The sequence below is a fragment of the uncultured Sphingomonas sp. genome, from assembly GCF_913777625.1.
Classification (GTDB): Bacteria; Pseudomonadota; Alphaproteobacteria; order Sphingomonadales; family Sphingomonadaceae; genus Sphingomonas.
In genome coordinates this window covers 123,867-150,731 of sequence record NZ_CAJYTI010000026.1, presented here as the reverse complement: position 1 = coordinate 150,731, position 26,865 = coordinate 123,867, and the positions used below count along the sequence as shown (strand labels likewise).

The window sequence follows — 26,865 nt, the reverse complement described above, 5'->3', positions numbered from 1 at the left end:
TCATTGAACCTTCAGTCGTGGGGAGGATACCAGATGGTGTCGAAATTGCTGTTTCTGGCTTCGGTTTCCGTGGCGTCGATCGCGATCAGCGGTCAGGCGGAAGCCCAGGCCAACCTCGTTTCCGGCGGCGATGCGCAGCAGCAGGCCGGGACGCCGCAGGACCCGGTAGCCGACGAGATCGTCGTCACCGGCGTGCGCGCCTCGATTCTCGGCGCGCTCAACCGGCGCCGCGAATCGACCCAGATCGTCGACTCGATCGTGGCCGAGGACGTCGGCAAACTGCCCGACAACAACGTGGTCGAGGCGCTTCAGCGCGTCACCGGCATCCAGGTGACCGATCGCGGCCAGGGCGAAGCCGCCGGCATCCAGATCCGCGGCCTGCCCGACGCGCTGACCACGCTCAACGGCCGCAACATCTTCACTGCAGCCGGCCAGTCCTTCTCGCTGCAGGACGTCTCGGCCAACCTCATCCAGCGCGTCGACGTCTACAAGACCCGCGCGGCCGACCAGATCGAGACCGGTCTTGCCGGCCAGGTCGATGTGGTGACGCGCCGCCCGTTCGACTTCAAGGGCTTCGCCGTCTCCGCGCTGGTCCGCGGGATCTACGACCAGGAAGCCGACAAGATCAATCCGAACGCCGCGCTGCTGATCAGCGATCGCTGGGAAACCGGGATCGGCGATATCGGCCTGCTGGTGAACGGCAGCTACACCCGCTCCAAGTTCCGCACCATGTCGACCACGGCGGGCGCGTTCGTGCCGTTCGCGACGCTCAACCCGCCGGCCGGCACTGGTCTCACCGGCTTCCAGCGCATCTTCCCGGCGGCGACCGATCCCAAGACCGGCGCGTTCCTCTCCGGCCCGGGCGTGGGCGACTGGCAGGTCGGCACCCAGACGGGCCTGCCGACCGCGGTGGGATCGACCCTGCCGGTCAACGGCATCGCCACGCCCTATTGGCTGTCGCGCGACGCGGTGTTCAGCTCCGACCTCTACGGCAAGCGCGAGCGCCCCTCCGCCAATGCCGCGTTCCAATGGGCGCCGAACAGCAGCGCGGTCTATACCGCCGAGGTCTTCTATTCGGGCTTCCGCGGCGAGACCTATAACAGCCTGCAGTTCAGCTTCGTCGACTTCTGGGCCAATCCGCAGGCACCGACGCTGTACGACGGCACCAACATCGTGAAGTCGCGCGTGGCGAACAGCGTCTATGGCTTCAACAGCGGCGACTATACCAAGAGCCAGACCGACAGCTTCGTCTACGCCCTGAACGGCAAGTGGGATCTGGGCAGCCGCGGCGGCATCGTCGCCGACCTCGCCTACCAGACCAGCACCTACAAGACCGCCTTCTTCGCGATGCGCACGGACCGGGTGGCGAACAAGATCACTGCGGACTTCAACGCCGGCGGCGGCATCCCCTCCTATCATTTCGACAATGACGCGGCGCTGGCCGATCCGAGCGTGTGGAACGTCGCCCAGCTCTACGACAACGCCAATCGCGACAAGGGCAGCGCCTTCACCGCGACGCTCGACGGCCATTATGGCTGGGACGAGGGCTTCCTCCGCCAGATCAAGGCGGGCTTCCGCTTCGACGACCGCAAGGCCTCGAGCGACGTGCGCACCGCCGATGCCGCCAATCTCGGCCGGCCGCTTTCCAGCCTGCCGGCGGGGGCGAGCTTCACCAATTCGGACTTCTTCGAAGGCCGCGGCGACGTGCCGACCAGCTGGGTGACGGCGAACGGCTATTACAACTATGCCCATGCCGACGAGATCCGGAAGCTCTACGGGCTCAAGACCTCCGACCAGCTGACCATGACCCGCGTGTTCGACGTCGAGGAAAAGACCACCGCCGCCTATGTCCAGGCCGACGGCGAACTGACCATCTTCGGCCGCGCGCTCAACCTGCAGGCCGGCGTGCGCTATGTCGCGGTGGATACCGACGCGGTGTTCGTCGACCGGTTCAACAACGGCGCGATCTCGCGGGCCTCGCCGGGGTCGGACCGCTTCCTGCCGAGCTTCACCGCGCGCTACGAGATCCTGCCGAACCTGCGCGCCCGCTTCAACTACGGCCAGACGCTGCGCCGCCCCAATTTCGGCGACATCAACCCCAACTATTCGCTGACCGGCGACCTCACCAATGTCGGCTATGGCAGCGGCTCGGCCGGCACGGCGGGCCTCCAGCCGACCACGTCGAAAAACTATGACGCCGCGCTCGAATGGTATTTCGGCCGCAACAGCGCGATCACCGTCACCGGCTTCCGCCGCGACATCCAGGGGCTGGTCGTGCCGGTGAGCCAGCTGGAATATATCCCCAACAACGGCATCGTCGCGGGCGCCACCAACAACTTCGTGATCAGCCGCCCGGCCAATGCCTCGAACGGCGTGCTCAAGGGCCTGGAGGTGGGGCTCACCTATTTCCCGACCTATCTGCCCTCGTTCCTCGACGGCCTCGGCTTCCAGGGCAGCCTGACGGTGCTGGACTCGAGCCAGAACGTGCCGATCTACGACAATGGCGGCAAGAAGATCGGCGAGCAGCAATCGAGCTTCTTCGGCGTCTCCGACTTCTCCTACAACGCCACGCTCGCCTATGATCACGGCCCGATCGGCGCGCGACTTTCCTATGTCTATCGCAACGCCTGGCAGGTGCGGAACGAGGCGCGGCTGTTCGCCAATCCGCTGGGCGTGTGGCGCCGGGCGGAAGCGAGCCTCGACCTCCAGCTGACCGCCAAGATCACCAACCGGCTGGGCCTGACCTTCGATGCGGTGAACCTCACCCGCACCAAGCAGCAGGAATATTACAAGTTCGGCAATGTCGGCGATCAGGACCGCTTCAACCTCGGCACGGTGCTGATCCCGCGGACCTTCGCGATCGGAGCCCGCTACAGCTTCAACTGATCTCTTCGCGGGCGGGCCCAACGGTCCGCCCGCTTCGCATCTGGAAGGAATTGCCCGTGAAGCGCATCTCGCCGCTCGCGTTGCTGCTGCTCGCCTCCGCCTGTGGCGGCAACGACAGCCCGCCGCCCGCCTCGGTCGTGGTCTCCACCCCGACACCGACGCCCAGCCCGACCCCGACGCCCGCGCCGAGTCCGACGGCCAGCCCGATGCCGACGATCGCGCTCAGCGGCGCGGTCAGCCCGGTGCACGATCCGTCGATCCTGAAGGACGGCGACAGCTATTACCTGTTCACCACCGGCAATGCCGGCGATCCCGAAGGGCTGCTCGCGCTGCGCACCTCGCCCGACATGCGCGCCTGGACGTTGCGCGGCGGCAGCTACCTTGCGCTACCCGCCTGGGCCAAGACGGCCGTGCCGGGTGCCACCGGCATGTGGGCGCCGGACATCTCCAAGGTCGGCAGCCAGTATCGGCTCTATTATTCGGTTTCGACCTTCGGGAAGAACCAGTCGGCCATCGGCCTGGCGACCGCGACCAAGATCGATCCCGCGACCCCGGCTGCCAACTGGGTCGATCAGGGCCCGGTGATCCAGTCGCAAACCAGTGACGATTTCAATGCGATCGACCCGATGGCTTTCTCGGATGCGGACGGCCGCTCCTGGCTGGTGTTCGGCAGCTTCTGGTCCGGCATCAAGCTGATCCGCATCGATCCCGCGACCGGGCTGCGGCTGGCCGGCGACCCCGCGCCGCGAGCCCTCGCCCAGCGGCCGGCGCCCGACGCGGTCGAGGCGCCCTACATCATCCGCCACGGCAGCTATTATTATCTGTTCGTATCGTTCGATTCCTGCTGCCAGGGCGCCGCGAGCACCTACAACACGGTCGTCGGCCGCGCCTCGGCGCCGGACGGCCCCTATGTCGATCGCGACGGGCGGGCGATGCTGCAGGGCGGCGGTACGGCCGTGCTTGGCAACGGCCAGGGCGACGGCAGCCGCTTTGTCGGCCGCGGCGGCGCCTCGATCCTCCAGCAGAGCGACGGCGACTATATCGTCTACCACGCCTATGACCGACAGCAGAACGGCGCGCCGACGCTGCAGATCCAGAAGCTGAGCTGGACGACGGACGGCTGGCCGATCGCGAACTGAGTCTCCGGGCGGCCGGGCGCAGCACGACCCTGCCTCGGGTTGCCGGCCGGACTAGGCTTGGCGTGAACCGCTCCGCACCGGAGCGTCGGGCCGTCGCCGCCTGCGTCCGCATCGTCGCGGCCGACCAACGTCAGCCGTTTTAAGACAGTTGTTACATTATTGCAGTGGCGTGCCGCGCTGCGAAGTTTGATGTCAAAGCTGTTGCAAAAAGGAGACGATTTGCCACGATGGTGCGGCGCGTCTGAATGAAAGCTTTACAGCAAATGGGTGGGCGTGTTGGTTCGGCCCCATCTCCGCGAAGGCGTGTCCGGAGCACGCCGAGCGGAGGGGGAGACTTTTCCGGCAGACACAAAAGCCGGATATAACCGAGGAACTTACATGACGAACATCCAGAGGAGCCTTCGCGGCGGATCGGCGCTGTCTGCGCTGATCCTGGCAAGCGCCGGCCTGGTCGCCAGCGCCCCCGCCTACGCCCAGGACAGCACCGCCCAGCAAAGCGCGCAGGACCAGGCCCCGTCACAGGGCCAGGGTCAGAATCAGGGCCAGGACATCATCGTCACCGGCTCGCGCATCGCCAGCCCGAACCTGACCTCGGTCGTGCCGGTCACCACCCTGCGCGGCGAGGAATTCTTCAAGAGCGGCCAGATCTCGATCGGCGATCAGCTCAACCAGCTGCCGCAGGTCGCCTCGACGTTCAGCCAGTCGAACTCGACGCGCTTCCTCGGCACCGCCGGCCTCAACCTGCTCGATCTGCGCCAGCTCGGCACGTCGCGCACGCTGGTGCTCGTCAACGGCCGCCGGCACGTCGCCAGCGACATTCTCAACTCGGGCGTCTCGGTCGATACCAACACGATCCCGACCGACCTGATCGAGCGCGTGGACCTGATCACCGGCGGTAGCTCCGCGGTGTACGGTTCGGACGCGATCGCGGGCGTGGTCAACTTCGTGCTGAAGGACCATTTCGACGGCCTCCAGGCGCGTGCCCAGTCGGGCGTCAGCACCTATGGCGACGCGGCTTCGCAGTTCATCAGCGTGCTCGCCGGCAAGAATTTCGCGGAAGGCCGCGGCAACATCGCCGTCAACGCCGAGTTCGCGCACCAGGACCAGTATTTCGGCAGCGGCCGCAAATATGTGGCGGACGCACCGGGCTTCATCCAGGTCGTCCCGACCGGCAGCGGTTCCGCGACCAACCCGGAGCGCGTGCTCTACCGCGACATCCGTTCGGCCGGCTACACCAACACCGGTGTGGTGCGGTTCGGCGGCACCTCGGCGCTCAACTGCGGCACCGGCCCGAACGGTGTCCTGTATAACTGCCCCTATACCTTCACGACCGACGGCAATCTGGTGCCGCTGACCGGCCAGCGTGTCGGCTTCGGCCCGACGGGCAGCTTCCTGGGCGGCAACGGCAACACCTTCCGCGAGGACAACCAGTTCCAGCTTCAGCCGCGCCTCGACCGCGTCAACCTGAACCTGATCGGTCATTTCACCGTCAGCGACGCCTTCGAGCCGTTCGTCGAAGCGACCTGGTCGCACACCACCGTCTATGGTTCGGGCTCGAGCGGCCCTGCCTTCATCTCGGGCAGCACGCTGGGCGATACCCGTGAGACGATCCGCCTCGACAATCCGTATCTCAGCTCGCAGGCGCGCAGCCTGATCACCGCGCAGCTCGTGGCCGGCGGCCGCGATCCCGCGTCGATCACCAATGCGACTCGCTTTGCGGTGCGCGAAGTGATGACCGGCCTGGGCTATCGCGCTGAGCAGTCGTTCCGCGACACCTATCGCGCGGTGGCCGGCGTCCGCGGCGGCTTCAACGACACGTTCCGCTACGAACTGTCGGCGAACTATGGCGAGTTCCAGGAAAAGACCCGCATCCTGGGCAACCTGAACGTTCAGCGCTTCCTGCTGGCGAACGATGCCGCCCGCAACTCGGCCGGTCAGATCGTCTGCCGTTCGCAGATCGATCCGAGCGCGGCGATCGGCTATGTCGACAACGACGCCGTGCTCGCGCGCGACGTCGCGGCCTGCACGCCCATCAACGTGCTGGGCGGCCAGTTCACCAACGCGCAGCGCGCCTATCTGCTGCAGGACACGACCTCGGTCGGCAAGATCACCCAGTTCGACGTCAACGGCTTCGTGTCGGGCGATCTGCACAACCTGTTCTCGCTGCCCGGCGGCCCGATCGCCTTCTCGATCGGCGGCGAATATCGGCGTGAGACCAACTACTACAAGCAGGACCCACTGGTCGAACAGGGCTACACCTTCTACAACGCCATCCCGACGTTCATCGCGCCGGCGCTGAACGTGAAGGAAGCCTTTGGCGAAATCCGCGTGCCGCTGGTGAAGGATCTGCCGCTGCTGCGCGACCTGACCCTCTCGGCAGCCGGTCGCGTGTCGGACTACAACACCAAGACCGGCACGGTCTGGTCGTACAACTTCGGCGGCGAGTGGGCGCCGATCCGCGACCTGCGCTTCCGCGTGAACTATGCGCGCGCGGTGCGTGCGCCGAACCTGGGTGAACTCTACACCCCGGCCGGCCAGAACTTCGCACCGGGCTTCTACGATCCCTGCGCGTTGGACAACATCAAGGGCGGTCCGAACCCCGCGACCCGCGCCAAGAACTGCGCGGCAGCAGGCATCCCGGCCGGGTACAACTTCAACTACTCGCAGTCGCTCGAGATCAAGAGCGGCGGCAACCCGAACCTGACCGCGGAAAAGTCCGATTCCTACACCTTCGGTGCTGCCTTCCAGCCGCACTGGGTGCCGGGTCTCTCGCTGACCGTCGACTATTACAACATCAAGGTGCGTCAGGCGATTTCGTCGATCGACGCGCAGACGATCGCCAACTTCTGCTACGATCTCGCCTCGGGCAATGCCGCCTATTGCTCGCTGTTCCAGCGTGCGGGTGCCAGCGGCGCCGCCAGCGGCGAGGCACCGTATCAGATCCTCGAAGGCTCGCTGCTCGCCTCGTCGGCCAATTTCGGCCTGCTGCGCGCTCGCGGCGTGGACGTCGAGCTGGGCTATCAGCACCAGATCGGCAATATCGGCCGGGCCGACTTCAAGGTGAACTACTCGCACGTCATCCAGCGCGATGACTTCGTCGATCCGAACAACCCCAGCTACACCACCCGCTATCGCGGCAACCTGGGTACCCCGATCGACCGCTTCCGGCTGGAGGCGAACCTGACGACGCACCAGCTGACCCTGGGCTATCGCCTGCGCTGGATCGGCCGCCAGTATGTCGGCGACTTCACCAGCTACAACCCGCTGAACGGCAACCCGCCGTCGGATCCGTATTATGCGAACTACCGCTATTATCCGGTGGTCGCCTATCACGACATCCGCGTCGGCTATGACGTGACGTCGCGGTTCAACATCTATGCCGGCATGGACAATGTGGCGGACAAGCACCCGCCGCTCGATGCGACCGGCATCGGTGGCGGCAGCGGCGTCTACGACGTCCGCGGTCGCTACATGTACACGGGCATCGCCGCCAAGTTCTGAACCTGGCGGTGCGGGGTACCGGCGGCGGCCGCCGCTGGTACCCCGTCCGAATGCGAAAAGGGGAGGTGCGCTGCACCTCCCCTTTTTTCATGCCGCCGTGTTGGTCGCCGGACCGCTGCCGACCCTTAGGACGTCTTCCGCTGGGATGCCGCCGTGCGCGGCCGCAGCTCGATCAGGCCCAGGGCATTGGGCGCCAGCGTCACCGACAACGATCCCCGCCCATCCAGCGCAACCGCCGTCGCCGGCGGGACCGCGGCGGCACGATTGAACGCGGCGATCTGCGCGCGGGTGGGATAGCGCGGGCTGCCGGCCGCGCGATAGGCGGCCAGGCTGTTGCCCTGAACCGAGTCGATGATCGTCCACTGCGCGCGCATGCCGGGGCGTGCCCCGGGCAGGGTCAGCGTTACCCGTCGCGGCTTGCCCACCTGATCGGGGGGCACCAGGTTCCACAGCGCGATCACCAAGGTGCCGTCCGCCCGCCGCGTCGCCAGCACCTGGCGGCCCTGCGCCGCCAGCCGCCGGTCGCCGAGCCGGTGGAGCAGCGAAAAGGCGGTGAAGCCGGGCTTGCGGATCCCGCCCGGCCCGATCAGGCCGAACTGGCCGTGGAAGGGCGAGGTGTCCGGGCCATTCTCCTCGAACACCGCGCTGAACGTCCAGAAGGACAGCGCCTCCGCCAGCCCGTCGCACTGGGCGATGTCGTCGGCGAGCGCGGCGCCCAGATAGCTGGTGTCGCGGGCATCGCGCTCGCCATAGGAGGGCACGTTCCACTCGGTCCACAGCAGCGGCAGCTTCGGCGACGGCGAGGCATCGATCTCGCCGCGCACCTTCTGCACCGCGCGGCACAGCCGCTGCTCCATCGGGATCGCTTCCTTGGTGCCGAACAGATCCTCGACGGTGTCGTCGGCATAGCCATGGGTGGAGACGAAATCGACCGGCGCCTGGACGCGGTGCATGTGCGCGAGAAACTCGGGCACCCAGTGCGCCGAGGACGTCGCCGGCCCGCCAACCCGCAGCCGCGGATCCACCGCCTTCAGCGCCCGTGCGGTATGTTCGTAGAGGGTGAAATAGGTCGCCTGTTTCGGTTCGCCGGCCCAGAAGTCGATATTGGGTTCGTTCCACACCTCGAAATACCAGCGCGCCACTTCGGCGATGCCGTAGCGCTCGACCAGATGGCGGCCGAGCGCGGTGATCAGCGCATCCCAACGGCCATAATCCTTGGGTGGCGCGACGATCGGGCGGTACCAGAAGGGGTGGCCCGCCTGCCAGGCGGCAAGCTTCTTCGGCATGAAGCCGATCTCGACCACCGGCCGCACGCCTTCGGCGAGCAGGCCGTCATAGATCTGGTCGACATAGCTGAAATTGTAGATCGGCCGGCCTTGGGCATCTTCGTCATAGACGCCGTTCTCGTCGTGCAGGATCGCGTGGAAGCGGACATAGCGCAGGTCGGTCGCCTGCTTCATCGCGCGCAGATCGTCGCGATATTGCGCGCGCATCGCCAGCGCCGCACGGCCGGAGCCGAACATCGTCTCCCAGAAATGCGGGAAAGGCGTGGTGGCACCGTCCAGGCGCACCGTGACCTGCTCGGGTGCCGCGGGCTGCGCGGCGGCGGGGATCGCGGCACCGGCGACAAGCGCCAGCAGCCATGCGCGGCGAACCGCAGACCAGGTCTTCATGCTTTCCTCTCCTGTTCGGCCGGCGTCTTCGCGCCTTGCGACCGGTGATACCGTCTAGCCCGCCAGCAGCTCGAACCTGCCCTGCACCCCGTCGGCCTGCGCCGAGGGCGCGATCCAGACGTCGAACTGGCCCGGCTCGGCGGTCCAGCGGTTGGCGAGGTCGACGAACGCCAGGTCGGCGCGGCGCAGGGTGAACGCCACCGTGCGCCGCTCGCCGGGTGCCAGCGCCACCTTGGCGAACGCCTTGAGCTGGCGGACCGGCCGGGTGACGCTCGCCACGGGATCGCGGACATAGAGCTGCACCACCTCCTCCGCGGCGCGGGGGCCCTGGTTGGTGACGGTGGCGCGGATCTCGATCGCGCCGTCCCACGCCATCGTCGCCGGCAGCTGCAGCTCGCCATAGGCGATGCGGCCATAGGTGAGGCCGTGGCCGAAGGCATACAGCGCCTGGTTCGGCACGTCGCGATAATGGGTCTTGAACGATTCGAGCGGGCCCGGAGCCTGTGCGCGCCCCGTCGGCTTGTGGTCGTAATGATAGGGTTCCTGTCCGCTCGCGATCGGGAAGCTCACCGGCAGTCGGCCGGAGGGGCCATGGGCGCCGTAGACGATATCGGCGATGGCATGGCCGCTTTCCGACCCGAGCTGCCAGGTGACGAGGATCGCGGCGGCGTCGCGCACCGCGCCGGTCAGCGCCAGGGCGCGGCCGTTCTTCAGCACCACGACGATCGGCTTGCCGGTCGCCGCGACCGCCTCGGCCAGCGCCTGCTGCGCGGCCGGCACGGTGATCTCGGTGCGCGACTGCGCCTCGCCCGACCAGTTCTGGCTCTCGCCGATCGCCAGCACGACGACATCGGCCGCGCGCGCCGCCGCCACCGCGGCCTCGATCCCGCCGGGCAGGGCGGCGTCGATCCCGCAGCCCTCGGTCACCGTGACGGTGCCGCCCGCCGCCTTGAACCCGGTGTCGAGCGCCACCGCCAGCGCGTCGTCGCCATAGACGCACCAGCCGCCGATCAGATCGTGCTGGCCGCTGGCGAAGGGGCCGATCAGCGCGACGTGCGCGCTTTTGGCCAGCGGCAGCAGGTCGCCCTCGTTCTTGAGCAGCACGATCGACTTGCGCCCTGCCTCGCGTGCCAGGGCGAGCGATTCCGGACGGCGCGACCGCACCTTCTCGCGCGCCGGATCGATGCGGCGGAAGGGATCGTCGAACAGCCCCAGCATCGCCTTCATCGCCAGCACACGCCGTACCGAGCGGTCGACCACCGCCTGGGGCACCGTGCCCGCGCGCACCAGCTCGGGCAGGTGCAGCAGGTAGAGATTGCTCTCCATGCTCATGTCGACACCGGCAAGCAGCGCCAGCCGCGCGGCATCGCGGCCGTCGGCGGCGACCCCGTGGACGATGAGCTCCGCGTCGCCGGTATAGTCGGAGACGACCACGCCGCCGAACTTCCACTCGTCGCGCAGCACGTCGGTCAGCAGCCAGTGGTTGGCGGTGGAGGGCGTGCCGGCAATCTCGTTGAACGAGGCCATGGTGCTGCCGCAGCCCGCGTCGAACGCCGCCTGGAAGGGCGGAAAATACACCTCGCGCAGGGTCCGCTCGGAGACGTCGGCGGTATTGTAGTCGAGCCCCGCCTCGGCCGCGCCATAGGCCGCGAAATGCTTGGCGCAGGCCATCATCGCATCGTCGTCGGCAAGATCCTTGCCCTGGAAGCCGCGCACCCGCGCCGCCGCGAACAGCCGGCCGAGCAGCACGTCTTCGCCCGCCCCCTCCATCGCCCGGCCCCAGCGCTGGTCGCGCGCGATGTCGACCATCGGCGCGAAGGTCCAGTCGATTCCCGCGCCCGCGGCCTCATAGGCGGCGACCCGCGCGGTGCGCGCCGCCAGCTCGGGCTCGAAGCTCGAGACCTCGCCCACCGGCGTCGGGAAGATCGTGCGATGGCCGTGAATCACGTCGGCGGCGAACAGCAGCGGGATCTTGAGGCGCGAACGCGCCATCACTGCGCGCTGCATCCGCCGCGCCATCTCCGCGCCGTTGCCGTTGAAGATGCCGGTGAGACGCCCGGCCACGGCGTCTTCGATCTGCTGGTCGAAATTGCCGGCCGAAGGCGGGTTGAGCCCCGCGGCGCGATCGCCGCCCCACGCCGAGGCGCGCAGCGTCAGCTGCCCGGCCTTTTCCTCCAGCGTCATCCGCGCGAGCAGCCCGTCGATCCGCGCGCGGTGGCGCTCGCCCAGGCCCGCGCTCGCCGCATCGAGCGCCGCGCGCACGGGGCTCGCGGCCCAAAGGCTGGCCAGCCCCATCGCGGCCACTACCCCGCGCCGTGAAACGGTCGACTTCGGTGTCTGCATCTCTCTCCCCGAGGCCGGCTCTTGCGCGCCCGGCGTCGATCGCACGGAACGCTGCAGCCTCATTGTAACCGGTTACTTATCGGCGAGGCGATCGGTTGGCAATCCTCGCCGGGGCTGCGTAGAAGGAGGCGAAACGATCTGTACGGAAGGAAAGCGCTTGAGCCGATCCTCGGCCACGATACGGGATGTCGCACGGGTTGCCGGCCTGTCGGTCGCCTCGGTGTCGCGCGTGCTCAACGCCCATGAAAACGTGACGCCGGAGACGCGCGAGAAGGTGGTCGCCGCGATGCGCGCGCTGCACTATTCCCCGCATGCCGGCGCACGCAGCCTGAGCACCGCACGGAACCATGCGCTGGGGGTGGTGCTGCCGGGCATCTATGGCGAGTTCTTCAGCGAGTTGATCCGCGGCATGGAAGGCGCGGCGCAGGCGCGCGGCTATGTGCTGCTGCTGTCGAGCATGCATGCCGATCCGGTACTCGCCCGCCAGGCGATGGCGGCGATGCGCGGGCGGGTCGACGGGCTGGTGGTGATGGCGCCGCAGCTCGACGCCGAGGAGCGCGAGGCCGTGCTGCCGCCGTCGCTGCCGGCCGTCCTGCTCAACAGCCCCGAGGCGGGCGAGCATTCGGCGCTCCAGGTCGACAATGCGGGCGGCATCCGCGCGGTCGTCGCGCATCTGCTGGCGGGCGGGCGGCGCGCGATCGTCCACCTCGCGGGCCCCGAGGCCAATGTCGACGCGCAGGAGCGTGCGCAGGCCTATCGCACGGCGATGTCCGAACTGGCGCCGGACCTTCCGCAACGGAGGATCCACGGCGATTTCCGCGAGGAAAGCGGCATGGAAGCGATGCGCACGCTGCTCGCCGAGGGACTGCCGATCGACGCGATCGTGGCGGGCAACGACATGATGGCGCTCGGCGCCCTGCAGGTGTTGCGCGAGGCTGGCGTGGCGGTGCCGGGGCAGATCGCCGTTACCGGCTTCGACGACGTGCCGGTGGCGCGCTTCGTCGACCTCACCACCGTTCGCGTCGACATTGCGGCAATGGGCGCCGGGGCGATCGACACGCTGGTCGCGCTGCTCGATCCCGCGGCACCGAAGGCCGCCCCGGCGGTCACGTTGTGCGAAACGCACCTGGTCGAACGCGGCACCAGCCGGCCCGCGGGGTGAGCGATGCCTGCCCTTACAGGGCGGGCGCCGCACAATGCCGGGCGATGAAGTCCTCGTGGCGCGGCATCAGGCCGACATTCGCCGCGATCACCTGCTCGACATGGCCGACCAGCCCGAGCATGTCCTCGGTCCGCACCCAGTCGACCGCGGGGTGATAGCCCTGCGGCGTGATCCCCTGCCCCAGCATCACCTGCACCCAGCTGGTCAGCCCGAACATCTCGGTGCCGTTGCGGAAGAACTGCCCGTTGGCGCGGAACAGCGCGATATTGGCGGCGAGCGCCTCCGGGATCGCCATGGTCCGCACATGGTTCCAGAAGTCGCTGTCGTCGCGCGTGGTGGCGCAATAGTGCAGGATGATGAAGTCGCGGATCCGCTCATATTCGAACTGGCTCTGCGCGTTATAGGTATCGCGCAGCGCAGGCTCGCAGTGCCGATCCGGGAACAGCGCCATCAGCCGGTTGATCCCGGCCTGGATCAGATAGATCGCGGTCGACTCCAGCGGCTCGATGAAGCCGCCGGCGAGGCCGATCGCGATGACGTTCTTGTCCCACAGCCGGTGCCGCTTGCCGGTGGTGAAGCGGACCAGCCGCGGATCGCCGAGCGCTTCGCCGTCGAGGTTGGCGAGCAGGAACGCCGCCGCCTCGTCGTCGCTGATCGCGTTGCTCGCATAGACATAGCCGTTGCCGGTGCGGTGCTGGAGCGGGATGCGCCACTGCCAGCCCGCAGGCCGCGCGGTGGAGCGGGTATAGGGCGTCGGCGGCCCCATTTTCGCGCAGGGCACCGCCAGCGCGCGGTCGCAAGGCAGCCAGTGCGTCCAGTCCTCGAAGCCGACGCCCAGCGTGTCACCGATCAGCAGCGCGCGAAAGCCGGTGCAATCGATGAACAGGTCGGCGGCGATCGTGTCGCCATGCTCCAGCGTGACGCTGTCGACGAAGCCGGTCTCGCCGTTGCGGTTGACCGCGATCACCTTGCCCTCGATCCGCGTGACGCCCTGCGCCTCGGCGCGGCGGCGCAGAAAGGCGGCGTAGCGGACCGCATCGAAATGATAGGCATAGGCGATTTCGGCAAGCGGCGTGTTGGCCGGCGCGTCGCTGGGCGGCACCATGAACTTGCCGAGCGGCGCCGCCAGCGTGTTCAGCGAATAGGCGCTGATGTCCTTCGCCTTGCCCGCCGCGCGCGCCTTCAGCCAATATTGGTGGAACGGGAGCAGCCCCAGATCGCGGCCGATCGTGCCGAAGCCATGGACATAGCTGTCGCCGATCTTGCCCCAGTCGTTGAACTGGATGCCCAGCTTGAAGCTGCCCTGGGTCTGGCGGATGAACTCCGCCTCGTTGATCTCGAGCAGGCGGTTGAACGCGGAGAGGTGCGGCACCGTCGCCTCGCCCACCCCGATCAGCCCGATCTCCTCGGATTCGACGAGGGTGACGCGGATCGAGCGCCCAAACGACTTGGAGATCGCCGCCGCCGTCATCCAGCCGGCCGATCCGCCGCCGATCACCGCGATGCTGCGGATCGGCGCCTGGGGTTGCTGCTGCTGCATCCTATCCTCGAACCATTCGCGCGATCCTAGCGCGCGGCATCTCGGGGCACCACCGGCCCGTCGCCGTGCGCCAAAAGGGAGCGGGCGCTCCGCAGGGATCGGAGCGCCCGCCTCGTCCGGGCTGGGTCAGAACCGCAACCCGGCCGAGAATTTCACCATGAACGGTGTCCCCACGATCGCGCCCTTGGTGTCGAACGCGGCCGAGGTCGGCAGCCCGTTGGTGCTGGTCGTCACGATCGCGGCCGGATCGTAGTTCTTCCAGTTGAACAGGTTGAGGATGTCGACACGGCCATAGACGGTCGCGCCGTACGGCAGCGCGAAGTTCTTGGTGAACTGGACGTCGATGTCCTTGTAGCCGAGGAAATCGTTCGGCTTGAGGATCGCGATGCCGGCGGTGCCGCCGCCGATCGCATTGTACGGGTTGCAGCCCGGGATGCCGGTGTTGCAGCCATAGATCTGGCTGACCGACTGCGACGTCGCCAGCGACACCTTGCCGCCGAACTGGATGCCCCAGGGCAGGTCGTAGGTGCCCGTCATCACCAGCCGGTGCCGGGGCACCGCCGTCGAGCGCAGCGTCGGATAGCCGCTGATCGTCGGATAGTCGAACAGGTACATGTTGCCGGCCGAGCCATAGGCATAGGAGTTGTTCTGCGCCGCCGCCGAATAGGTGTACGACACGGTGGCGCTCCAGCCCGAGGCCTTGGTGTAGGGCTTCTGCGCGGCCAGCGAGACCTGGAAGTTGCGGTCCTTGAAGCCGTTGTCCCACAGGATCAGCGAGCCGATGCCGGGCACGCCCTGCGCGCCCCACTGGCTGCCATTCTGGTAGAAGGAGCCATCGGCATAGCGACCGCCCCAATGGCCGTAGATGCCGTCGTAGCTCGCGATATAGGCCAGCGTCGCCTGGGTGTTCCAGTCGCCGATGCGGTTGCGGATGCCCAGGCTGAACTGGTCGGCATAGGGCGTCTTGATGTTGTTGTTGATCAGATCGACCTCGTGCGAGGTCGGGCTGGTCTGCAGCGTCGCGAGGCCCGAGGGCGTCAGATAGGCCGGGTTCCAGGCATAGCAGTGGTTGACCGGGTTGACGTCGGCCTGCGTCTTGCACTGCCCGCCGCCGAAGGTGTCGAGCGTCTGGGCCGACGGGAAGAAGACCTGCGGATTGTTGTTGAGCGCAATCTTGGTCGTTTCCAGCGCCAGCGTGCTGAACAGGTTGCGATTGTAGGTGCGGGCATAGCCGCCGAACAGCACGAACGAACCGTCGCCGTGGAAGTCGTAGGTGAAGCCGATCCGCGGCGAGAAATTGTGCGGCGCCTTCCGGTTGCTGCCGGTGCCGATATAGTCGTTGATGTTGATGCCGGGTGCGCCGGTCACGCTCGTCGCCAGCACCTGGGCATAGGTCTTGCTCGTCGCGCAGCTGGTCGCGCCCGCGCCGCAGAACGGCCCGTTGAGCGCCGCCACCACCGGTGCGGGGGTGACATAGTTGAGATAGGCCGGCACCTCCTCATGATCCCAGCGGATGCCGAGATCGAAGGTGAGCTTGTCGTTCACCTCCCAATTGTCCTGGAGGTAGACGCTGTACTGCTTGTCCGTCGTCGTCACGTTCGGCGAATAGCCGGGCACGACATTGGCGAACTGGACCTGCCACGGCGTCGCGCCGACCCCGTCCGAGCTGACCGCGTAATAATAGGTCGCGTTGGTCAGGTCGGTGCTGGCGTTCTGCGTCTTCAGCTTGATCGCGCCATAGGTGGCGCCGATCTTGAACGTGTGGTTGCCGCCGAAATTGACGTTCGAGAAGGTCAGGTTGTCGGCGAAGGTCCAGCCGCGCTGCCGGTTGACGATGCCGACGCCCGAGCCCGGGCCACCGACATTGATGATCGAGGCGCTGTTCTGCTCGCTGTTGAACGCGGTCGGCGGGTTGGGGAACCAGGAATATTGGAACTGCGGCGCGGCCTTGGTGGGCAGCGCGGCCGAGTTGGAGTCCTGATAGGACACCCGGAACTCGTTGACCCAGTGATCGGTGCTGTGCTGCCAGCGCACGTCGCCGCGCTTGACGTCGTTCTTGTAGGGCACCGCCGTCGATGCGGCATTCTGCCCGCTGGCGCCGGTGATGTTGGTCTCTAGCCGCAAATTGCCGGTGAACTCGATCCGGTCGTTCGCGGTCGGCTCGATGTCGATCTTGCCGAAGTAGAGGTTTTCCTTGAACGGGTTGGTCACCGCGCCGAACTGGTTCGCCACGTTCGCCGGCAGCAACGCGATCGCCTGGGCCGGCACCGCACCGTTCGGGAACACGGTGTTCGAGATGGCGAGGCTCTTGTGCTCCCAGGTGAAGAAGAAGTGGGCGACGTCCTTGATGATCGGCCCGCCCAGCGCCGCGCCATATTCCTTGCTCGACTGGCGTGCCTTGTCGGTCTCGCTCGGCAGCGAGGCGCGCAGATTCTGGTCGGTATAGTTGCCGAAGATCTCGCCGTGGAACTTGTTGGTGCCCGACTTGGTCTGGGCGATGATGATCGCGCTCGACGCATCGCCATATTCGGCGCTGTAGTTCGAGGTGACGACCTTGTACTCGCCGATCGCGAGCTGCGGGAACGGGTTGCCCGGATCGCCCTCGCCGCTGGCGCCGCCGCTGCCGGTGAAGCCCGAGCCGCTGCCGCCGGTGCCGCCGCCGCTGCCGACATAGTCCTTCCAGCTGACACCATCGATATAGATGTTGGCAGCGGAATCGAGCTGCGCGCCGCCGCGGATCGAGGTGTTGCCCTTCTGGTCGCGGGTGAACTGCATGCCGGGCACGGTGTCGGCGAACTCGAGGAAGTTGCGCGTCGACTGCGGCAGCGAGGCGATGTCGTGCAGCGTCACGATCTGGTTGACCTGCGACGAGCGCACTTCCACCGTCGGGTGCCGGCCGGTGACGAGGATGGTGTTCTTGTCGCCCTCGGCCGTGGCCGGTTCGAGATCGACCACCGAAACCGAAGCGACGGCCACCGCGACATCGGCGCTCAGCGTCTCGCCCGCGGTAACGTGATAGCTGCCTGCCGGAAGGCCGACGATGACATAGGTGCCGTCAGCGTTGACAGTCGTGCGTCGCACGGCGCCGGTGTTCACCTCGGTCGCGATCACGGTTGCCCCTGCCGGCGCCCGCCCGCGCAGCGTCGAATTCGACGTCTGCGCCAGCGCCGGAGCGGAAACCGCCAGCGCCATGCTTACCGCCAATGTGGATATGCCTGCCAAGCACGCACGCGTAGCGTTCTTCGCCATCCTCTCCCCTTTCACTGCTTGCGCCGGGTGCATCGGCCCCTTGCCGCGGCCGGTCACGAAGCTCGTTTACATTTCGTAACCGTTTACAGACCCGAGTAACCGGTTACAATAGCCTCTGGAGGGCCGAATGCACGGTTCCCCGGCAAGTGTTGCCGATGCGCCGCACCTCCTGTCTCAGCGGCGAGACCGGAAGCGGGATGGGCCGCAACAGCCCGTCTGCCCGAAAAGAGACGCGGGAGAAGATCCGGAATGCGATGCAATGGCGACGCCGCCCGCAACCGGCCTGCCCCGCCGCAGCGCAGCGCCCGTATGCTCCGCAAGCCCGAAGCCCCCTGAAAGCGCGAAGGCGCGCCGACCAGAGGTCGACGCGCCTTCTGTCGGACGTCCCCCCGCTACGGCGGAGGCAATGACCTCACACCACAGGCTTGCCGTCGACGCGCGCGGGCACGCCCGCACCGTCGCGCAGGTCCGCCGGGAGCAGCGCTTCGGGCAGGTCCTGGTACGACACCGGCCGCAGATAGCGATCGATCGCCAGCGTGCCGACCGAGGTGGTGCGGCCATCCGAAGTCGACGGGAACGGGCCGCCATGCACCATCGCGTCGGTCACTTCGACGCCGGTCGGCCAGCCATTGGCGAGGATGCGGCCAGCGAGCCGCTCGAGTGACGGCAGCAGTTCCTGCGCGATCGCGACGTCGCCCTCGTCCATGTGCAGCGTGGTGGTCAGCTGGCCTTCGAGCAGCGCGACGACCTTCTTGAGCTCCTCGACGCTGGCGCAGCGCACCAGCAGCGAGGTGGCGCCGAAGATTTCCTCGGCATGGCTCGGATCGGCGATGAAGTCCGAACCCTGCATCGTGAACAGCGCGGCGCGACCGCAGGTCGGGCCCTGCGCTTCGACGCCCTGGGCGATCTGCTGGACGGTCGCGACGCCCGCGAGCTTGGCGACGCCGCTCTCATAGGCCTTGTGGATGTTCGGGGTGAGCATCACCTGCGCCGGCGCGCCGAGCATGGCTTCGCTGGCGGCGGCCAGGAAGCGCTCGAGCGCCGGGCCTTCCAGCGCCAGCACGAGGCCGGGGTTGGTGCAGAACTGGCCGGCGCCCATCGTCACCGAGGCGACATAGCCCTTGCCCAGCGCCTCGGCGCGGGCTTCCAGCGCCGCCGGCAGCAGGAACACGGGGTTGATGCTGCTCATCTCGGCATAGACGGGGATCGGCACCGGGCGGCTCTGCGCGATGCGAACCAGCGCCAGGCCACCGCCGCGCGAGCCGGTGAAGCCCACCGCGGTGATGCGCGGATCCCGCACCAGCGCCTCGCCCAGTTCGTTCGACGTGCCGGCGACCATCGAGAACACGCCTTCCGGCATGCCGGTCTTCTGCGCCGCGCGGGTGATCGCGCTGGCGACCAGTTCGGCGGTGCCGGGGTGCGCCGGATGGCCCTTCACCACCACCGGGCAGCCGGCGGCGAGCGCCGAGGCGGTGTCGCCGCCCGCGGTCGAGAAGGCGAGCGGGAAGTTGGACGCGCCGAACACCGCGACCGGACCCAGCGGCACCATGCGCAGGCGCAGGTCCGGCTTGGGCAGCGGCGCGCGATCGGGGATCGCATGGTCGATGCGGACGCGCAGATAATCGCCCAGGCGCAGTTCCTTGGCGAACAGGCGCAGCTGACCGGCGGTGCGGCCGCGCTCGCCCTGCAGACGGGCCTGGGGCAGGCCGCTTTCCTGCATCGCCCGCTCGATCAGTTCGTCGCCCAGCGCCTCGATTTCCTCGGCGATCGCTTCGAGGAACGTGGCACGCGCCTCGCGCGACAGGCTCGAATAGGGTAGGAACGCAGCCTCGGCGGCGGCGCAGGCGGCGTCGACGTCTTCCAGCGTCGCGACGCTGAAGCTGGGCTCGATCTCGCTGCCGGTAGCGGCGGCGACCGCGCGGAAGCCGGCGTCGCGCGCGACGCGCTTCGATGCGATGAACAATTCTCCGGTCAGCGCCATGTTGAGCTCTCTCTCCGTTCGACGAGGATGATCCTGAAATGCGGCGTTAGCGGTACCATGGCCGCCCGCGCGACTTAGGCGCTGCGCCGGTGCGCTTCAACCACGGAGTGGCCCAGGCGTCAATTGTCGGAGTAAGCTTCGGAAGCGCGCGCGCCCCTGCCCCGAAAACGAAAACGCACCGGGGCGGCGGTGATGCCGTCCCGGTGCGCGGTTCGAAGTGGGCTGGCTCAGAAGCTGAAGTTCGCGCCGGCGCTGAAGCTGCGCCCCACGAGACCGGCATAGTGCCAGCTGCTGAGGTAGTTGGGGTTGCTGGTGTACGCCGCCGCGGCCAGCGGCGCGCGCGCATTGGTGAAGTTCTGCACGTTGAGGAAGAAGCGGAACTTGTCGTTCACCTTCACCGCCGCGTTCAGGTCCGCATAGATGAACGGGCGGATCCAGCACTGAGTGGTCTTGTCGACGCCCGCCGGCAGCGGCACCATCGAGTTGGCGCACGACAGATCGATATTGCCCTTGGCGTCCGGCGAGATCTCGTCGGCTGCAACCTGCTTGATGCGGCCGACATAATAGGTCGTCGCAGTGAACGTGTAGTTGCCGATCTCCAGCGAGTTCTGCCAGTTGCCACGGATACGCGGCGTGCCGCCACCCGAGGAAAGCTCGTACGGCCCCAGCGTACCGGCATATTTCTGCACCACGCCCGCCGGCGTGACGAGATCGAGACGCAGGACGCGGGTGACGTCGACGCGGCTGATCAGGCGGACATTGTTGGCGATGCGGATTCGCGCGCTCGCCTGCATGTCGATGCCCGAGCTGACCTGATAGTTGGCGTTCACATAGGGCACGTCGAACACCAGCAGGCGCGGCAGTGCGTTCGGGTTGACGGGATCGGGCGCGTCGACGACCTCGCACTTGTAGCCGGGGCCCACGGCAGCCAGCGCCGCGCACGCATCCGTCGCGTTGGTCTTGCCGTAATAGGCCTTGATCGCGTCGGCGCGGAGCGGGCCGCTGATGATGAGGTTCGACTTCTTGATGTTGTAATAGTCGACCGTCATGTTGAACCAGCGGGTCGGCTTCAGGATCGTGCCGAAGGTGAAGCTCTGCGAGACTTCCGGCAGGATGTCCGGGTTGCCCTTGGCGCCGCTGCCGATGTTGTAGGTGCTGGTATAGGCCGGATTGCCCGGATGCGCCGCGACGAAGCTGGACAGCGGCGTGTAGGACGAGAAGCCCGCATAGCTGCTCGCCGCATTATATTCCGCAAACGTCGGCGCGCGGAAGCCCTGCGAGTAGGTGGCGCGGAAGGCGACCTGCTCGCTCGGGTTGAACTTCACGCCCACCTTCGGCGAGAAGTGGCTGTAGCCCTGCGAGTAATGGTCGTAGCGGCCCGAGACGTTCAGATCCAGCGTGCGGGTGAACGGCGCGTCGATTTCGAAGAAGCCGGCGGTCACCGTCTGGTGGCCCTGCGCCGACGAGGTGTTGAGACCATAGAAGGCGAGGTTCGCATTCTGGTTGCGGTTCATCAGCGTCTCGCGACGGATCTGGAAGCCGCCGCCGACATTGAGCTCGCCGCCACCCAGCTGCATCACCGACTTGAGCAGCGAGCCGCCGATCGTCGCCACCGTCGAATAGGACGGGGTGGTCACGTCGGGCGAAATCTGGTTGCGCACGGCCGCGGTGTTCTGATCCGGATTGACGAAGTTGTACGCGCCCGTGTTGATCGCGTTCAGCAGGCCGTTGATGTTGATGTAGCCATGCTGCGTGACGCTAAAATTGTCGCGCGCATACACGCCGTTCAGGCGGAACTTGAACCCGTTGCCGAAGCTCCCCGAGATGCCCGCCGTCGTCCGGAACACGTCGACATAGCGGAAGCTGCCGGCGGGAATGTCGCCGAACAGATAGTAGATGCGCGCCGCATTCTGCGTCGGATCGGCACCGGCGACGGCATAGGGGTTGTTCGGGTTCAGCTTCCTGTCCGCGGCGGTGGCGCAGTTCACGCCCGCCGAGCAGACATAGAAGGGCAGCACGATGCCCGGGCTGCTCGAGGCGAGCGCGGCCGAGCCGCCGAACGGCTGGGTCTGGCGGATGCCCGAGGGCGCGCCGGTGATGGTGACTTCGGAGTGCGAATAGCTGGCCGAGGCGAAGGCTTCGAGGTTGTCGGCCAGACGCGCGGTGAGGCGGGCGGTGGTCGAGTAGCGCTGCTGCTTCGGCTGGATGATGCTGTATTCGTCGGGCAGGTTGTGCTTGCAGCCGGTGCCCTGCGCCGCGCCGCTGGTCAGCGTGAAGGTACCATAGGGGCACGCATTGGGGTTGAGCAGCTGATACTGGTTGGTCAGCGGCGAGCCGACCTGGCCGGCGAGCGGATTGTTCAGATCGGTCTGGCGTACGCGGGTGACGACCGCCTGCGGGTTCGCGGTGGTGAGGGAATCGTCGTTGCGGTTGCGGTCGGTCAGGCCGCTCGGCGTCAGGTCGAGCGTGTTGAACGGATAGCCGCGCGAGTGGTTGGTGATGTAGCCGTCATAGGTGTATTCACCGTTGACGTAGAAATTCCAGCCCTGCTCGCGATAGTCGCCGGTGCCGGCGGTCAGCGTCGCGCGATAGTGCGAGCCATCGCCCTTCTCGGTGGTGCCGCCCTGGACCGAGCCCTCGATGCCCTGGACGTTCTTCTTGCTGATCATGTTGACCACGCCGCCGATCGCGTCCGCACCATAGGTGGACGAGGCGCCGTCCTTCAGCACTTCGACGCGCTCGATGGTGCTGAACGGGATCGAGTTGAGGTCGACATAGGCGTTGTGGCCGTCATCGTTCAGCGGGAAGTTGGCCGAACGCAGGCCGTCGATCAGCACCACGGTGGACGACACGCCCAGGCCGCGCAGCGACACGGCGGCGCCGCCGGCCGAGAAGCCGTTGCGGAAGCCGGTGGAGATCGAGCCGGCGCTGTCGGCCGATACCGAGCGGATCGCTTCCTGCACGGTGGTGATATTGGCGCGCTGCAGCGTTTCCGCGCTCAGCACCGTCACCGGCGAGATCGAGCTCGCGTTCGAATCGCGGAACAGCGTGCCGGTGACGACGATGGTCGCGCCCTGGCCGTTGTCGGCGGCGGCGGGGGCCGCCTGCTGCGCCTGCGCGGCGGGCGCTTCCGGCGTCGCGGCCGAATCGGCAGCGGCTGCGGTGGTCGCCTGCGCCGGTGCCGCTTCCTGCGCGAATGCCGGCGCAGCAAAGGCCGTCAGCAAGGCGGCGGTCGAAATGCCGTACCGCACCGCGAAAATTGCAGAATTCATCGAAGTCATCGTGCCCTTCCCTTTTACGCAGCATCACGGCTCGTTGGCCGCCCACACGCCCCGATGGGTGCTGCGATCGGCACGCGGTTAGCATTAACGAAGTTAACAACATTCTAAATGCCAGGCGCCGCCGCGTATAATTGCAAGATGAAATTTTCCTGCTTTTTCCAACAAGAACACGCTACATTTCATCTGCGGAACAATTAATTTACATTTTGTTAAGACCAAGCACCACGGGGCATGACTATGGATATCGACCGAAAACCCGACAAATAATGCGTTAATACAGATGCCCCGGGAAAGACCCCGATCATCATCGCCGATGGCGCTCGTTCATTTCGGACAAACCGCGTTATTCGATGCGCCGCGGCCGAATGCGCCGGTCGGTGGCGGCACGTCGTGAACGCGGATGAAGTCTATGGAATCCCGATAGATTGAGCGATACGCTGCATCGAAATGGTGGGGGTACGTATGGGGTTCCTGCGTTCGGGCGTATCTGCAATCGTGCTCGCGGCATTGCTCGCCAGTTGTGGCGGGGGCGGCAGCGGCGGGGGTTCCGGCACGGTAGTGCAGCCGGGCAGCGCCACCCCAACGCCCACGGCCAGCAGCTGCAGCCTGCGCGCGCGGCAGGATTGGCTGCTGGCGACGATGCGCGAATGGTATCTCTTCCCCGAAACGCTGCCGGCCAACCTCGACCCCGGCGGGTACACCACCGCCGACGCCTATCTCGACGCGCTTACCGCCACGGCACGGGCGCAGGGGCGCGATCGCTACTTCACCTATCTCACCTCGATCACGCAGGAGACCGCCTACTACAACAGCGGCTCCAGCGCCGGGTTCGGCTTCCGCCTGTCGAGCGACGGCAATGGCGTGACGGTGACGGAAAGCTTCGAGGGAAGCAGCGCGCTGCAGGCGGGCATCGATCGCGGCGCCCAGATCCTCGCGATCGGCACCAGCAGCGCCGACCTGCGCGACGTGACCAGCATCTATGCCGCGCAAGGGTCCGCCGGCATCACCGATGCGCTGGGACCGAGCACCGCGGGCACCACCCGCGTGCTGCGCGTGCGCGATCCGGACGGCACCGTCCGCATCGTCACCCTGGCCAAGACCGACTATGCCCTCACCCCGGTCTCGAGCCGCTACGGCGCGCAGATCCTCACCGATCCGAACGGCGGCGGCCGGGTCGGCTATGTCAACCTGCGCACCTTCATCAACACCGCCGATCCGGCGCTGCGGGCGGCCTTTGCCAGCTTCAAGGCGCAGGGGATCGACAAGGTCATCGTCGACCTGCGCTACAATGGCGGCGGCCTCGTCGCGATCGCCGAGCTGTTCGGCGATCTGCTCGGCGGCGCCCGTGCGAGCAGCGACGTGTTCAGCTTCACCAGCTTCCGCCCCGAGAAATCGGCGAACGATTCGACACGCAATTTCATGCCCCAGCCGGAAGCGATTGCGCCGACCCGCATCGCCTTTATCGGCACCCGCGCCACCGCCTCGGCCAGCGAATTGGTGATCAACGGCATGATCCCCTATTTCCACGCCAATCTGGGCCTGATCGGCACCAACACCTATGGCAAGCCGGTTGGCCAGGTGGCGATCGATCGCAGCGACTGCGACGACCGGTTGCGGGTGATCGCCTTCGCGACGCAGAACGCCAACCGCCAGGGCGGCTATTTCAACGGCCTTGCCGGCAATGTCGAGGCCAGCTGCAGCGCCGCCGACGACGTGACGCACCCGCTGGGCGACGTGCGCGAGGCCTCGGTCAAGGCCGCGCTCGATTTCGTCGCCGGGCGCAGCTGCAGCCCGATCGGCGGCATCAGCGCTGCCGCCGCGCCGCGCGAATTGCTGACCCCCGCCCGCCCGAATACGGCCCAGCGCGAAGTGCCGGGCTTGTTCTGATCGCGGACGGCGAAGTCGACCTGCCGATTTCGTAAGGTTAGGAACAGCCTTCGCGTCTAAGGACCTGCGCATGCAATCCCCTGTCGAAGCTCCGTCCGCCCTGCGCGCCCTGGTCGTCGAAGACGATGCCCAGCTGAGCGCGCTGCTCGTCCGGCAACTTGGCGGGCTCGGCTACGACGTTACCGCCGTCGGCGACGGGCGCGCCGCGATCACCGCGCTGGCCGAAGCGCGCTACGACGTCGTGCTGCTCGATCGCATGCTGCCGGTGATCGAGGGAGTCGAAGTACTGCGCCGCATCCGCGCCGAAGGCATCGAGACGCCGGTGATCCTGCTCACCGCGCTGGGCCTCACCAACGAGCGCGTCGAAGGGCTCGACGCCGGCGCCGACGACTATATCGTCAAGCCGTTCGAGATCGACGAGCTCAACGCCCGCATCCGCGCGGTGCTGCGCCGGCGGACCGCCCCGGCGGCCGACAATGCGACGCTGACCGCCGGCGACGTGACGGTGAGCGTACTGCGCCACCGCGTCACCCGCGCCGGCAAGCCGATCGAGCTGCAGAAGACCGAACTCAAGCTGCTCGCCGAGCTGGTCCGCGAGGCCGGCAGCGTGCTCTCGCGCAAGATGCTGATCGAACGCGTCTGGGGCTATGATTTCGTGCCCGCGACCAACATCGTCGACGTCCATATCCTCAAGCTGCGCCAGCGGCTGGACATGCCCGGCCTGCCCGATCCGATCGTCACCGTACGCGGCGTCGGCTACATGTTCCGCGCCTGACCGGTGCCCACGCGGCGCATCCGTTCGCTGGGCCGGATCGCCATCGGCTTCGCGCTGGGCCTGTCGGCGGCGACCGCGCTCGCCGGTGCCGGCGTCTATCTCGCGCTGCTCGACGCGATCGATCGCCAGGTCGACCTTCGCCTCCACGGCGAGGCGCGCGAGCTGCTGCAGGGCAATGCCACGCTCCCCGAGATCGCCCGCCGCATCGACCGCGAGCGAAGCGACCGCGAGACCGCCGATATCGGCTTTCTCCTGCGGGACGCGCGCGGCGCGGTGGTCGCCGGCAACATCACGCCGGCGATGCCGCTGCCGCTCGGCACCTCCACGATCGGCCGCGATGCCGGGATCCCGGGGCTGTCGCGCGGCCGCGTATGGGCGAGCCGACTGCCCGGCGGCGCGACGCTCGCCATCGTTGCCGAAAGCGAGCCGCTCGACCTGCACGACGGCAACCGGCTGCACATCCTGGCGATCGGTTTCGGCACGGTGATGGCGCTGCTGCTGATCGGCTCGCTGGCGCTGATCCGGGCGATCCGCATGAACATCGCGGCGATCGGCGGCGCGGCCGAGGCGATCATCGAGGGCGATCTGCGCGCGCGCGTGCCGGTCAACCGCGAGACCAGCGTTTTCGGCGGGCTCGCCCTCACCTTCAATCGCATGCTCGATCGGATCGGCGATCTGATGACCGGCATGCGGAGCATCTCGAACGACATCGCCCATGATCTGCGCACCCCGCTCGCCCGGCTACACGGCCGGCTGGCCGCCCTCGCCGACGCACCCGAGGCCGCGCCGGTGCGCGAGGAACTGGCAGCTGCCGTCGCCGAGAGCGAGGAGATCCTCGCCATCTTCGCGGCGATTCTCCGCATCTCCGAGATCGAAGGCGGCGACCGCCGCGCAGGGTTCGAGCCGGTCGACCTGGCAGCGCTGGCTGCCGATGTCGGCGAAGGCCTGCAATTGCTGGTCACCGAAAGCGGCCGGGACTTCGAGGCCGAGACGCCGCCGGGCGTCCGAGTGGAAGGCGACCCCCGCTTGCTGACCCAGCTCGTCGTGAACCTGATCGAGAACGCCGTCACCCACACCCCGCCCGGCACGATGATCCGACTGTCGGTGCGGGCGGAGGGGGACACGGCGCTCCTCGAGGTGGCGGACAACGGTCCCGGCATCCCCGCCGCCGAGCGCGACCATGCGCTGCGCCGGTTCGGTCGGCTGGAGGCGAGCCGGCACACGCGCGGCCACGGACTGGGCCTGCCGCTCGCAGTGGCGATCGCACGGCTGCACCGCGGCACGCTCACGCTGGACGATGCCCGGCCGGGCCTGCGCGTGCGGGTACGCCTGGCGATTGCCGGCTAGCGCTTCAGCTTTTCAGGAAAAAAAGGGGCGGCTGGTGGAGCTGAGGGGAATCGAACCTCCCGTCTTCAACCATTGGAAAACAAAGGGAAATTCAAAGCGCC

The 26,865-nt window shown here is 67.4% G+C and carries 13 protein-coding genes; 7 read left to right on the top strand and 6 right to left on the bottom strand.

What is annotated here, in order from left to right:
- Positions 1-33 precede the first annotated feature (33 nt).
- From QZ814_RS14135 to QZ814_RS14125, 3 genes are all read left to right on the top strand, one after another.
- Positions 34-2,886, top strand: coding sequence for a TonB-dependent receptor (locus QZ814_RS14135; RefSeq protein WP_294333361.1), 2,853 nt, complete (start codon positions 34-36; stop codon positions 2,884-2,886).
- A 56-nt stretch (positions 2,887-2,942) separates the two neighbouring features.
- Positions 2,943-4,025 carry an arabinan endo-1,5-alpha-L-arabinosidase gene (locus tag QZ814_RS14130; protein WP_294333359.1) on the top strand — a complete coding sequence of 361 codons (1,083 nt, stop codon included), beginning with the start codon at positions 2,943-2,945 and terminating at the stop codon, positions 4,023-4,025.
- Between the two features lie 378 nt (positions 4,026-4,403).
- Positions 4,404-7,526, top strand: coding sequence for a TonB-dependent receptor (locus QZ814_RS14125; protein ID WP_294333356.1), 3,123 nt, complete (start codon positions 4,404-4,406; stop codon positions 7,524-7,526).
- A 125-nt stretch (positions 7,527-7,651) separates the two neighbouring features.
- Here QZ814_RS14125 and QZ814_RS14120 read toward each other — a convergent pair whose 3' ends face one another.
- Both QZ814_RS14120 and QZ814_RS14115 read right to left on the bottom strand, forming a co-directional pair.
- Entirely contained in the window at positions 7,652-9,199 is a 1,548-nt protein-coding gene (locus QZ814_RS14120) for a hypothetical protein (RefSeq protein WP_294333353.1), read from the bottom strand.
- A 54-nt stretch (positions 9,200-9,253) separates the two neighbouring features.
- The gene (locus QZ814_RS14115; protein ID WP_294333351.1) at positions 9,254-11,542 is read right to left on the bottom strand and encodes a glycoside hydrolase family 3 N-terminal domain-containing protein; all 2,289 of its coding nucleotides are present in this window, start codon (positions 11,540-11,542) and stop codon (positions 9,254-9,256) included.
- A 157-nt stretch (positions 11,543-11,699) separates the two neighbouring features.
- On the opposite strand from QZ814_RS14115, the gene QZ814_RS14110 reads away from it, so the two are divergent.
- Entirely contained in the window at positions 11,700-12,704 is a 1,005-nt protein-coding gene (locus QZ814_RS14110; protein WP_294333348.1) for a LacI family DNA-binding transcriptional regulator, read from the top strand.
- A gap of 13 nt (positions 12,705-12,717) precedes the next feature.
- Here QZ814_RS14110 and QZ814_RS14105 read toward each other — a convergent pair whose 3' ends face one another.
- The 4 genes from QZ814_RS14105 to QZ814_RS14090 all read right to left on the bottom strand — a co-directional run bounded on the left by QZ814_RS14105 (position 12,718) and on the right by QZ814_RS14090 (position 22,746).
- Positions 12,718-14,244 (bottom strand): tryptophan halogenase family protein, encoded by a 1,527-nt coding sequence (locus QZ814_RS14105; protein ID WP_294333346.1) that lies wholly within the window; start codon positions 14,242-14,244, stop codon positions 12,718-12,720.
- Between the two features lie 126 nt (positions 14,245-14,370).
- A complete protein-coding gene (locus QZ814_RS14100) occupies positions 14,371-17,436 on the bottom strand; it encodes a TonB-dependent receptor (protein ID WP_294333344.1) in 3,066 nt (1,021 codons plus the stop codon).
- Positions 17,437-17,905: 469 nt separating this feature from the next.
- Complete coding sequence (locus QZ814_RS14095; protein ID WP_294333342.1) at positions 17,906-19,474, bottom strand: aldehyde dehydrogenase (NADP(+)); 1,569 nt, start codon at positions 19,472-19,474, stop codon at positions 17,906-17,908.
- Between the two features lie 227 nt (positions 19,475-19,701).
- Positions 19,702-22,746, bottom strand: a complete 3,045-nt coding sequence (locus QZ814_RS14090; protein ID WP_294333341.1) for a TonB-dependent receptor — start codon at positions 22,744-22,746, stop codon at positions 19,702-19,704.
- A 456-nt stretch (positions 22,747-23,202) separates the two neighbouring features.
- Here QZ814_RS14090 and QZ814_RS14085 point away from each other — a divergent pair, with 456 nt between their 5' ends.
- The 3 genes from QZ814_RS14085 to QZ814_RS14075 all read left to right on the top strand — a co-directional run bounded on the left by QZ814_RS14085 (position 23,203) and on the right by QZ814_RS14075 (position 26,764).
- Entirely contained in the window at positions 23,203-24,642 is a 1,440-nt protein-coding gene (locus QZ814_RS14085; RefSeq protein ID WP_294333339.1) for a S41 family peptidase, read from the top strand.
- Positions 24,643-24,712: 70 nt separating this feature from the next.
- On the top strand, positions 24,713-25,417 hold the full coding sequence (locus QZ814_RS14080; RefSeq protein ID WP_294333336.1) for a response regulator transcription factor: 705 nt from the start codon (positions 24,713-24,715) through the stop codon (positions 25,415-25,417).
- A 3-nt stretch (positions 25,418-25,420) separates the two neighbouring features.
- Positions 25,421-26,764: a HAMP domain-containing sensor histidine kinase gene (locus QZ814_RS14075; protein ID WP_294333332.1), complete on the top strand. Its 1,344-nt coding sequence runs from the start codon at positions 25,421-25,423 to the stop codon at positions 26,762-26,764.
- Positions 26,765-26,865: the final 101 nt, after the last annotated feature.